The organism is Ideonella margarita, from assembly GCF_038066635.1.
Classification (GTDB): domain Bacteria; phylum Pseudomonadota; class Gammaproteobacteria; order Burkholderiales; family Burkholderiaceae_C; genus Ideonella; species Ideonella margarita.
In genome coordinates this window covers 25435-36828 of the sequence record NZ_JBBUTI010000003.1, presented here as the reverse complement: position 1 = coordinate 36828, position 11394 = coordinate 25435, and the positions used below count along the sequence as shown (strand labels likewise).

The following is an 11394-nucleotide window of genomic DNA, read 5'->3' as shown; positions in this document are numbered from 1 at the left end:
GCGCCCCGCGCCGCACCGACGCCCGCCAGACCGGCGGGCACAATGTGGCCGGTGGCCGGCCCACGTCGGGCGGGCAGCGAGGCGTTCATGATCTACAAGTTCAAGAGCAAGGCGTGCGCAGACGTCATCATGCTCGGCCCCAACGGTGACCGCGTGCTCGGCCTGATCGGCAAGCAGCCCGGCCCCCGGGGCATCATCGAAGTGAGCCAGATGCCGGCTGCCCTGGAGGCCCTGCAGGCCGCGATTGCCGCGGACGAAGCCGTGCGGGCCGAGATGCTGAAAAGCGCCGCCGAACACGCTGACGAGGCCAACCCGGATGATGACAAGGAAGACACCGGTGCCAGCCGCGCCCCGGTGGTGTCACTGCGCCAGCGCGCCTGGCCACTGATCGACATGATGCAGCGTGCGCTCGCCGAGCAGCAGGCCATCGTCTGGGGTGTCTGATGCAGGGAGTGACACGCATCATTGCCCTGCGCCACGGCGAAACCGCCTGGAACGTGGAAACCCGGCTGCAGGGGCAGCTCGACATTCCGCTGAATGAGCGCGGCCTGGAGCAGGCGCGCCGCGCCGCACTGGCACTGGTGGACGACGCGCCCGAGGTGCTGATCAGCAGCGACCTCTCACGGGCCCATGCCACGGCGCAGGCGGTGGCCGCCGTCACGGGCCTGCCGCTCATCACCGATGCCGGTCTGCGTGAGCGGCACTTCGGCATCTGGCAGGGCCACACCTATGCCGAGGTGGAGCAGCAGTACCCCGAAGGCAGCGCCGAATGGCGCAAGCGCGACCCGGCCTTCGGCCCGCCCGAGGGCGAAACCTTGCAGGGTTTCTTCGATCGCTGCGTGGCCACGCTCACCCGCCTTGCCACGGCCCATGCCGGCAAGACGCTGGTGCTGGTGGCCCACGGCGGCGTGCTCGATTGTTTCTACCGCGCCGCCTCGCGCATCACCCTCAATGCGCCGCGCACCTGGGAGTTGCCCAACACCGGCATCAACCGCCTGCTGTGGACGGGCGAAGGCTTCACGCTGGTGGGCTGGGCGGACGTGCAGCACCTGGACGACGAGGCCCGCGACGAGAGCGCCGACCGCGTGGGACACGCTGTGTGATTTAGGTCACGCACTCTGCGGGGAGTTGCCGTCGATGGCTGCCTGATCGGGGGGAAGGCGCGTCTGCACGCTCAACCGGACATGGGCATCAGCCGAAAGACAAGGGCTGATGAGCCCCGGATGGGGCGCCCTTGAGAAGGTTGACCCATGAGTGCCACGACCCCTGATGAATTTGATGCCCTGCAAAGCGGAGAGCCGGCGGTGGACATGGCCGCGCTCGCACGCCGACAGCAATCGATCGAGCGCAGCCTGGCGATGCTGGAGGTGTCGCTTGATGGGGTGGTGAACGACGCCAACGCCAACTTCCTGAGCTTGTTCGGCTACTACCGCGAAGAGCTGGTGGGCCAGCACCACGGCATGTTGTGCCCGCCGGATTTCGTGGAAAGCCCAGCCTACGACGCGCTCTGGGCGCAATTGCGTGAAGGCCACGATGTGCGCGGGGACTACCGCGGCGTCACGTCCGATGGCCGCGAGCTCTATCTGCAGGTGCACTACGCGCCGCTGCACGACGCACACAACGCGCTGTGCGGCGCCCTGATGGTGGCCGCGGACATCACCCTGGACCGCCTGCAGGCGCTGGATGCCCTGGCCAAGGGCGAGGCCATGGAGAACAGCCAGGCGCGCGTCGAGTTTGATCTCAACGGCAACCTGATCGGCGCCAACCAGCGCTTCCTCGACGCCCTGGGCTACACGCTGTCTGAAGTGATCGGCAAGTCGCACACCCACTTCTGCGAAGCCGCGACGGTGGAGAGCAAGCGCTACAAGGACGGCTGGGAGCGCCTGCGCCGCGGCGAAAGCGTGCACGGCGATTTCCTGCGCGTGGGCAAGACCGGTCAGCGGGTGTGGTTCCGCTCGACCGTGGCGCTGGTGTGCGGCCTGAACGGGCAGCCGCTGAAGGTGGTGAGCTACGGCATCGACATCACCCGGCAGGTGCAGCAGGCCCAGGAAGACCAGGCCAAGCTCAACACCCTGGACCACACCCATGCGCTGGCCGAGTTCGACATGGACGGGCGGGTGCTGCATGCCAATGAGCAATTCCAGCGCATCCTCGGCTACACGCAAGAAGAGGCGGTGGGCATGCACCACAGCCGCTTCATGCCGGCCGGCGACACCGAGGGCGAGGACTACAAGGCCTTCTGGGCGAACCTGCGGGCCGGCAAGCCGCAGACCGGCGAGTACGCCTGCATCGACAAGCAGCACCGCACGGTCTGGCTGCAGGCCAGCTACAGCCCGATCGCCGTGGACAACGGACAGCCGGCCAAGGTGCTGCTGTTTGCACAGGACATCACCCAGGGCCAGCTCAAGGCCCTGGAAGACGCCAGCAAGCTCTCGGCCATCAGCCGCGTGCAGGGGGTCATCGAGTTCGATCTGAACGGCAACATCCTGCATGCCAACCAGATCTTCCTGGACCTGATGGGCTACACCCTGGACGAGGTGAAGGGCCTGCACCACCGCATGTTCGTCGACCTCAACGAGGTGCAGGGCCCGGCCTACCGCAGCTTCTGGCAGCGGCTGGCGCAGGGGCACCATGAGGCCGGCGAGTTCCAGCGCTTCGGCAAGAACGCCAAGCGCGTGTGGATCCAGGCCAGCTACAACCCCATCCTCGACCTGGAAGGGCGGCCGTTCAAGATCGTCAAGTACGCGATCGACGTGACGCCGGCCAAGATCCAGAGCGTGGAAGTGGCTGCACGCATGGCGGCCGTGGGTGCCAGCGCCTGCCTGATGGAGCTGGACCGCGACGGACGTGTGCTGATGGCGAATGAGCGCATGCAGCGTGCCCTGGCCCTGCGTGAAGGCGATCTGGTGGGCAAGGACGAAGCCAGCCTGATGTTCGAGGAAGACCACGGCGGTGCCGTGCACGCAGAACAATGGCGCCTGCTGCGCGACGGCAAGCCGTCGATGGCGGAGTTCCGCCGCAAGGGAGCCGGCCAGCGCGAGGTCTGGCTGTCGGGCACCTTGAGCCCCGTGATGGGTTTGGACGGCATGCTGCAGAAGGTGCTGCTGCTGGGGCAGGACGTCACCGAGCAGAAGCTGCAGCGGCTGGAGTCGGAGGGCAAGCTGGGCGCCATTGAACGTGCGCAGGCCGTCATCGAGTTCGACATGCAGGGCCGCGTGCTGAAGGCCAACGAGAACTTTCTCAAGCTGGTTCGCTACTCGATGGATGACATCCGCGGGCGACACCACCGGATGTTCGTCGACAGCGAACATGCGGCATCGGCCGAATACCAGGCCTTCTGGGAGCGGCTGGGCCGCGGCGAGTTCGAGCTGGGTGAATACAAGCGGGTGGGCAAGGACGGCCGCGAGGTGTGGATCCAGGCCACCTACAACCCGATCTTCGATCCGCGTGGCAACCCGGTGAAGGTGGTGAAGTTCGCCACCGACGTGACCGACCAGAAGCTGCGCGCAGCCGAGTTCGAGTCGAAGGTGAATGCCATCGACAAGGGCCAGGCGGTCATCGAGTTTGATCTGGACGGCCGGGTGCTCACCGCCAACCGCAACTTCCAGGTGGCCATGGGCTACACGCTGCGCGAGCTGCAGGGCCAGCACCACAGCATGTTCTGCACGCCCGACTACACCCAGGGTGCCGAGTACCGCGACTTCTGGATCCGCCTGAGCGAAGGCGCCTTCATCAGCGGTCGTTTCCACCGTGTGGGCAAGTACAACCGCGACGTGTGGATCCAGGCCACCTACAACCCCATCCTCGACATCAACGGCAAGGTGCACAAGGTGGTGAAGTACGCCTACGACGTCACCGAGGAAGTGATGCTGGAGCGGCGCATCGCCACCAAGTCGGCCGAGATGGGCAGCAGCGTGCGCAGCCTGGTGGGCAGCATCGGCACCATCGCCGCCAACTCGGGCGTGGCGGCTGAATTGGCCAGCGACGCGGAAAGCTCGGCCAAGGCCGGGTATGAATCGCTGCAGAAGGCGATTGCCGCCATCAGCGCGATCCAGACCAGCTCGACCCGCGTGGCGGAGATCGTCGGCGTGATCGGTGAAATCGCCAACCAGACCAACCTGCTGGCCTTCAATGCCGCGATCGAGGCGGCCCGTGCCGGCCAGCACGGCGTGGGCTTCTCGGTGGTGGCTGGCGAAGTGCGCAAGCTGGCCGAGCGCAGCTCGGTGGCCGCCCGCGAAATCGCCTCGCTGATCGAGGCCTCCACGCTGCAGGTCGGCCAGGGCGCCGATGTGAGCAAGGACGCCGTACGCAGCTTCGAGGGCATCATCCACAACGTCAGTCGCACGGGTGGCAGCGTCAAGCAGATCGCCGAGGCCACCAACCAGCAGCGTGAGCTGGCCAACCATGTCTCCGGGCTGATCGACGAGCTCACCGCCAACGGCAAAGCCCCATGAGCGACACGCCGGTTGACCTGCCAGGTTATGGCGGCTTCACGCTCGGGGGCATGAGCCTGGCCTTGCCGATGGACGCACTGCGAGAGGTGCTGCCGCTGCTGGCGCTGCTGCCCATGCCGTGCCCGGCCGTGCATGTGATCGGCGGCATTGACCTGCGCGGCGTGATGGTGCCGGTGCTTGATTTGCGCCTGCTGCTGGGGCGGCCGGCGCCGAAGCTGGCCTCGCCCAGCGTAGTCGTGATGATCGAGCAGGGGCGCATCCTCGGCCTGCTGACGGACGGCGTGACCGGCATCTTCCGGCCGACCGACCAGCGCCTGCATCCGGCCAGGGTGACCGACGCCGTGGCCGCCGTGCTGGCGGGCAGCCTGTTCCGCGACGACGATCAAAGCCTGGTCAACGTGCTGGACCCGGCTGCGCTGGCGGCCTTGCCGCAGGTGCCGATGGTGGACGACCCCGAGCCCGAGCGCCAGCAAACCAGCGCCGACCATGAAGCCGTGAGCGTGCTGCAGAACAGCCTGCCCCTGATGCTGATCCGCTGCGGCGTGGTGCCGCTGGCCCTGGACGCGATGTCGGTGCACGCCACGCTGGCCTCACCGGTGATCGAGCGCTCCGCGCTGGCGATGGGCAACTGCCGCGGCGTGATCGACTACGCCGGACTGAAGTTGCCGGCGGTTGATCTGATGGCCCTGTGCGGCTTGGGGCCGCTGCCCGCCGACGGGCCGCTGCAGGCCTTTGTGCTGCGCCTGGAGCGCGGCATGGTGGCCTGCCTCGTGCAGCAGGTGATGGATGTGGTGAGCGTGGACCAGGCGGACGTGCTGACTGTGCCGACCTTCGCGCTGCCCCACCCGACGCTGTTCCGCGGCGCCGTGCCGGCGAGCCGGCTGGCCGCCGACGTGCTGGTGCGCACCGGCGTGACGGCGCAGCAGTTCTTGCTGCTGGACGGTGATGCGCTGCTGACCAACGAGGTGCTGGTGAACCTGGGTCAGACCAACGCCCAGGCGCTGGGCGACCAGGGCACCGCCGAAGGCTTCGATGCCGCGATGACGACCGGCCTGGGCCGGGCCATGATCACCTACGCGCTCGGCGGCGAAACCGCCACGCCGATCGACCAGGTCTGCGAGATCCTGCCCTACACCTGCGATGTCTCGCTCTTCCAGAACCGGGGTGCCTTGCTGGGCATGCTGGTGAACCGCGGCCGCACGATTCCCGTGATGTGCCTGAGCCGGCTGGCGGGCTTCGGTGCCATCAGCGCGTCGCCGTCCGTCAGCATCCTGGTGGTGGAAAGCGGGCCGGAGCTGGTTGGTTTTGCGGTGCCTGCGCTGCGCACCATCGAGCCGGCCGACTGGGAGCCCGAGCTGCCGCAGCACGGCGCGCCGGATGATGCGCTGGCCCGCGAGCTGGGCTCGCGCCGGCTGGCGCAGGTGGGGCAGCCGGGCGCACAACGCCTGTTGCGCACGCTTGACCTGCGGCGCATTGCCGACGCCCTGCGCGAGCAGATGCCGCTGGCCGCCTGAGGCGGCTGCGCCGTCAGAACAGCACGGCGTCGTCGTCGCTGTTGTTGATGGGTTTGGCTTCAGGCAGCTGCGGTGCAGGGCGCACGGCCGCTTGCGCGGCCAGCTTCTGCTGCGCCAGTTGCGCGTCGCCGGCGGCAGCTTGCTGCGCGGCATGGGCCTCGGCCTTGGCGGCGGCATCGCGGGCGGTGTGCAGCCGGGCACGAGACATCAAGGCGGCCAGGTCGCGGGCGTATTGCTGCGCCTGCGCGATGTCCATCACGCCGCCGCTGGCGCGGTGCGGCTGGTTGGTGGGCAGGGCAACGCTGAAGCGCTGCTCGGCCGCGTCCTCCAGCAACTGCCCGCCGTGCGCCTGCACGATCTTCTCTACCAGTTGGTGGCCGAACAGCTCCAGCGCCTGGCGGCGTGAGGGCTCGGTCAACTTCACGCCCGGGGCCGGTTTGGGCCGCGGGAAGATCGGGGCGCCGGTGAAATGGATCAGCACGCGCTGGCCGTCCACTTCCTGGTGAATGTTCCAGGGCTGGGCGGGGGGCTGGTTGCGCAGGGCCGAATCGATGCACAGCCGGATCGCCCGCGACAGGCTGTCGGTGTCGCCGTACAGCGTCACCACTTCCACCGAGCTGGGCGGCGGCATCGAGGCCGGGCAGGCCCGCGCTTCCGGCGAGTTCTGCTGCATCATCCAGGCCATCTGTACCAGCGGCCATAGCGTGATGTTGTCGGCACCGCTGGGCGCCGGCCCCTGCCACAGCGTGGCCAGCTCCACCAGCAGGTCGAGGCTGGTGAACAGCTTGCGTGTGCATTCCACCATCAGGGGCCACTGGGCGTTGCTGTGTTTCAGCCGGCCCAGGGTTTCCTTCAGCGGTGCATGCACATCGTCGTTCAAGGCGAGCAGCAGGTGGTCGGCCACCGACGCCGGGGCGATGACGTCGGCCTGGCGCACGAACACGAAGGCGTCGTCTTTCACCAGGCCCGGAATCACGCGGCAGGTCAGGCGGGTCGGGCTCTGGCCCGGCGCCGGCGGCATGCCAATGGCCTTCAATTCCATCGAGCCGCGGTTCTTCACCACGGTGGCCACGGCATTCTTCAGGTCGGGGTCGAACATGACCTTGCCTTCTTTCAGGCCGGTCAGCTTCGCGCCGAGCGCGTTGATGCGGCGCACGACGCCGTCCGCACCGGCCCAGATCAGACCGGCATCGACGTCCTCCAGCAGTTCGGCGAGGCTGTTGCTCATGGTCGTCTTATCGGCTTTTTGGCGTCTGACTTAACCCGTGCTCAACATCGTGCGGGGGCAGTCGATACTGTCAGGATGATCCATTCCAAAGGCCCGGGCCTGCCGGTGTGGTGGTGGGCGGGCCTGTGGGCCTGCCTGTCGCCGGCCGGGCAGGCGGCGCTGGCGGCCCCCGCGGCCGGCTCCGAGCGCACCCTGAAAGTTCAACCCGTGGCGGCAGCCACCCAGACCAGCCAGCGGCTGGCGCTGGTGATCGGCAATGGTGCCTACCGTGATGCGCCGCTCGGCAATCCGGGCAATGACGCCCGCGCGATTGCGCAGGCGCTGGAGCGCTCGGGCTTCACCGTGATCCTGCGCACCGACGTGGGCCTGCGCGACATGATGAACGCGGTGCGCGACTTCGGCACCCGGCTGCGCGAAGGCGGCACCGGCGTGTTCTATTTCGCCGGACACGGCATGCAGATCAAGGGCCGCAACTACCTGATTCCGGTCGGTGCCGACATCCAGCGCGAAGACGAGGTGGCCTACCAGGCGCTCGATGCGCAGGCCGTGCTCGACAAGATGGAAACGGCCGGCAATGCCACCAACCTGATGATCCTGGATGCCTGCCGCAACAACCCGTTTGCGCGCAGCTTCCGATCGGCCCAGCAGGGCCTGGCGCAGATGGACGCGCCGGTGGGCACGCTGGTGGCGTTTGCCACGTCACCGGGCTCGGTCAGCAGTGACGGCGCGGGTAGCAACGGCCTCTACACCCAGTTCCTGCTGCGCGCCATGGCCCAGCCGGGCATGAAGGTGGAAGACGTGTTCAAGGAGGTGCGCCGCTCGGTGCGCAAGGAATCCCAAGGCAAGCAGGTGCCGTGGGAAAGCACCTCGCTCGAGGGCGACTTCTTCTTCATGCCGCCCTTGCCGGTGGTGCAGGCGCCGCCACCCCCTCCGCCACCGCCGCCGCCTCCGGCCGCGCCCGTGGTGTCGGCTGAGACGGCGCTCGACAACGCCCTGTGGGACGCGGTGCGCGACAGCCAGCAGGCCTTGGAAGTGCAGGCCTACCTGAAGCGCTTTCCTGCCGGTGCCCATGCCCAGCAGGCCCGCCAAAAGCTGGCGCTGTTGACCAGGCCGATACCGGCGCCTGCTGCTCCCCAGTCCACGCCACAACCCGCGCCACAGCCTGCCGTTCAGGTTGCAGCACAGGCTTCAGCACCTCCTGCGCCCACCCCCGCACCGCGCCCGCAGCCCACGCAGGTTGCGGTTGCGATGCCGGACGCACCGCCGCGCGTGTCGGTTGGTCTGGCGCCAGGCAACTTGTTCCAGCAAGCTCCTCAGCCAGCCCCGGTACCGTCCACGGTGTCTGCACCTGCCAAGCCGACCGGTGCGCCACTGCCTGCCGGTTTCCCCGACACCGCGCCGCGTGTGTCGGTGGGCTTGATGCCTGAATCACGGCCTGACGCCGGCCCGGCCAAGCCGGCGCGCGCGCCCGTGGCCGTCAATTCGCGGGGCATCAGCTCGGGTGATCGCTGGCGCTACCAGGTCGTCGACAAGTGGCGCGGCGAGGTGGTGCGCAACTACACCACGGCCATCGCCCGGGTTGGTGACGACAACCATCTGTTCACCGCTGGCGGCACGCGGTACGACGAATGGCTGCGCCCGATCGTGATCCAGGACGCCAACGGTGCCCGGGTGGAATACACGCCCTACCAGCCGCGCTGGTGGGAGGGCATGCAGGCCGGGCAGAAGCAGAACGTGACCTACCAGCAGCGCCGCATCCAGGCGGATGGCTCGGTGACGTTGATCGACATCGAGGCGACGCTGTTGTTCAAGACCGTTGAAAAGGTGAAGGTGCCGGCGGGTGAGTTCGACGCCCAGCGCATCGAAGTCTCGTCGGAAGCCAAGGGCCGTTCCGCAGCTGGCAACCGCGGGTGGCAGCGCTGGACGACGGTGTGGTGGTACTCGCCCGAGTTGCGCAACTTCGTCGCGATGGAGTTCGAGGCGCGTGACGAGCGCAACACCCTGGTGAGCAGCCAGCGCGAGGAGTTGACCGGTTACGAGCAGCGGCAAGGCCCGCTGGCTTCGCGATGAGGACCGATCCCTTGTGCTGGTTGGCGCGGGTCTTCACGGTCACGGTGCTGGCGGTGGTGATGGGCTGCGCCATGGCGTCGGCCGGCGCCGCCGAGCCCGCGGCAGCTTCAACGGCAACAACGAGTGCAACGCCCCGCGCCAGCCGGCATGCGCTGATCATCGGCCTGGGCCGCTACCAGCAGGACCCGGCCCGGCCGGTCGGCGCCCTCGACGGCGTGACGCACGACATGCGCAGCGCCCGCCAGATGGCGCGCGCGCTGCAGGTGCCCGATGCCAACATCACCGAGTTGCGTGACGAGCAGGCCAGCCGTGCCGGTGTGCAGGCTGCGCTTTCGGCCCTGGCGCAGCGCGTGGCCGCGGGCGACCGCGTGTTCGTGTACTGGACGGGCCACGGCTCGCGCTTCCATGATCCGCAAGCGGGTGGTTGCGTTGAAACGCTGATCCCTTGGGACCTGAAGGATTTCACCCACGCCGAATTCGCGCGGATGCTGCGACCGCTTGGCGACAAGGCCGACAAGCTGATGGTGGTGTACGACGCCTGCCATTCCGGTGGTGCTGCCGCCGCCCGCCCAGCCAGCCGGGCGCTGGGTGCGGCCATGCTGCAGGCCAAGACATCGGGTGTGAGCGAAGCCTGCGCGCAGCCCAGCAATGTGCGCACCCGCAGCATGGAGTCCGCGCTGTCGGCGGCGGGCATGGGCCTGGGCGATGTGGTGCACATTTCATCGTCGCGGCCGGATGAGCTGAGCTTCGACAACCCGCAGACCGGCGGCCTGGCCACCACGGCCCTGCGCCGCTGCCTGATGGGCGAGGCGCGCGACCTGGACGGCAGCGGCGCCATCAGCGCCAATGAGCTGGTGCGTTGCGCACAAGCGCAGGTGGAGCAGGCCATGCGCGGCGCCACCGACATCACGCCTCAGCACCTGGTGGTCACGGGCAACCGGGGCTTCGTGCCGGCCTTGTTCGCGGCGGCACCGCCTGTGGCGCCCGTGCCTGCACCTGTGGTTGCCCCAGTCGTTGTGCCGGTCGTTGCGCCAGTCACCGCGCCAGTTGCCGCGCCAGTTGCCGCGCCAGTTGCCGCACCCACGCCAGCGCCGGTGCCCGCACCCGTGGCGACGCCCGCGCCCGTTCGGGCCACACCGGGCGACATCCTGGCGCAGGTGCATGCGCAGCGCGATCACAAGCGCTCCTTGAAGGTCACTGCGTCGGCACAGCGCCTGCGCATCGACCGGGACCCGCTGGACCTGATGCTGGTGAGCGATCGCCCTGGTCATGTCTACGTGGCCATGGCTGGCACCGACGGCGCGTCGATGACGCTGCTGTTCCCGAATGAGCTGGACAGCGACAACCGCATAGCTGCGGGCCAGCAGCTGTGGCTGCCGCGGCCGTCCTGGCGCGTGGTGGCCGGCGGCCCGCCCGGGCTCGACCGCTTGCTGGTGATGGTGACCGATGGGCCGCGTGACTGGCGTGCGTTGCGCGGCCAGCGGGCAGGGCCGTTTCTGGCGCCCTTGCTGGACCAGCGTGGGCGCTCTCAGTTGCAGGCGCTGCTCGGGCAGCAGGCCGGCCCGTGTGTGCAAGGTGCGTGCAGCGACGCGTTTGCGTCGGCACTGCTGGATGTGGAGGAAGTGCGATGACGGGTTTGTCGATGAATGGGTTTGGCCGCCGAGGCGGGGTGGTGGCGATGGCCGGCTTGGCGCTGCTGGCGTTGACGGGCACCGGCCCGGCGCGCGCGCAGGACTGGCTCGTGACGCCGGACGAAGTGGCCCGTTCAGCGGCGGTGCCCATGCCCGTCACACTGGTGGCGCGGGCCGCAGGCGCCCCGGCCATCGAGGTGCTGCGCCCCTTGCTGGAAGGCAATGGCACCCAGGTGGTGAGCCCGGTGCCGATCGAGCTGCGCTTCAAGCCGGCGGCCGATGCGGCCATCGACGTGGCCAGCTTCCGGGTGCTGTACGGCGCGTTCCGCATCGACGTGACGCAGCGCCTGCTCAAGAGCGTGGTGGTGCGCCCGGACGGCCTGAAGGTGGAGCAGGCGGCAATCCCGTCAGGCAGCCACCGCCTGGTGGTGCAAGTCACCGACACCCTCGGGCGGCAGGGCAGCCGCGAGCTGAACTTCAGCGTGCCCTGACTTGGC

The 11394-nt window shown here is 68.6% G+C and carries 8 protein-coding genes; 7 read left to right on the top strand and 1 reads right to left on the bottom strand.

Features of this window, described 5'->3' with window-relative positions:
* Positions 1-87: 87 nt before the first annotated feature.
* The 4 genes from AACH00_RS04675 to AACH00_RS04660 all read left to right on the top strand — a co-directional run bounded on the left by AACH00_RS04675 (position 88) and on the right by AACH00_RS04660 (position 5968).
* Complete coding sequence (locus AACH00_RS04675; protein WP_341398053.1) at positions 88-444, top strand: DUF1840 domain-containing protein; 357 nt, start codon at positions 88-90, stop codon at positions 442-444.
* Positions 444-1103 carry a histidine phosphatase family protein gene (locus AACH00_RS04670; RefSeq protein ID WP_341397922.1) on the top strand — a complete coding sequence of 220 codons (660 nt, stop codon included), beginning with the start codon at positions 444-446 and terminating at the stop codon, positions 1101-1103. The genes AACH00_RS04675 and AACH00_RS04670 overlap by 1 nt, the downstream gene beginning before the upstream one ends.
* 147 nt (positions 1104-1250) lie before the next feature.
* Positions 1251-4454, top strand: a complete 3204-nt coding sequence (locus AACH00_RS04665; protein ID WP_341397921.1) for a PAS domain S-box protein — start codon at positions 1251-1253, stop codon at positions 4452-4454.
* The gene (locus tag AACH00_RS04660) at positions 4451-5968 is read left to right on the top strand and encodes a chemotaxis protein CheW (protein ID WP_341397920.1); all 1518 of its coding nucleotides are present in this window, start codon (positions 4451-4453) and stop codon (positions 5966-5968) included. The genes AACH00_RS04665 and AACH00_RS04660 overlap by 4 nt, the downstream gene beginning before the upstream one ends.
* A gap of 13 nt (positions 5969-5981) precedes the next feature.
* Here the strand turns inward: AACH00_RS04660 and AACH00_RS04655 are convergent, their stop codons facing one another.
* The gene (locus AACH00_RS04655) at positions 5982-7196 is read right to left on the bottom strand and encodes a Cu(+)/Ag(+) sensor histidine kinase (RefSeq protein WP_341397919.1); all 1215 of its coding nucleotides are present in this window, start codon (positions 7194-7196) and stop codon (positions 5982-5984) included.
* Between the two features lie 75 nt (positions 7197-7271).
* Between AACH00_RS04655 and AACH00_RS04650 the strand changes: the two genes are divergently transcribed.
* Genes AACH00_RS04650 through AACH00_RS04640 form a run of 3 tightly spaced genes read left to right on the top strand, consistent with a single transcriptional unit; the run spans position 7272 to position 11388 of the window.
* The gene (locus tag AACH00_RS04650) at positions 7272-9266 is read left to right on the top strand and encodes a caspase family protein (RefSeq protein WP_341397918.1); all 1995 of its coding nucleotides are present in this window, start codon (positions 7272-7274) and stop codon (positions 9264-9266) included.
* A complete protein-coding gene (locus AACH00_RS04645; protein WP_341397917.1) occupies positions 9263-10897 on the top strand; it encodes a caspase family protein in 1635 nt (544 codons plus the stop codon). The genes AACH00_RS04650 and AACH00_RS04645 overlap by 4 nt, the downstream gene beginning before the upstream one ends.
* Positions 10894-11388, top strand: a complete 495-nt coding sequence (locus tag AACH00_RS04640) for a hypothetical protein (RefSeq protein ID WP_341397916.1) — start codon at positions 10894-10896, stop codon at positions 11386-11388. Before AACH00_RS04645 ends, AACH00_RS04640 begins: the two co-directional genes overlap by 4 nt.
* Positions 11389-11394: the final 6 nt, after the last annotated feature.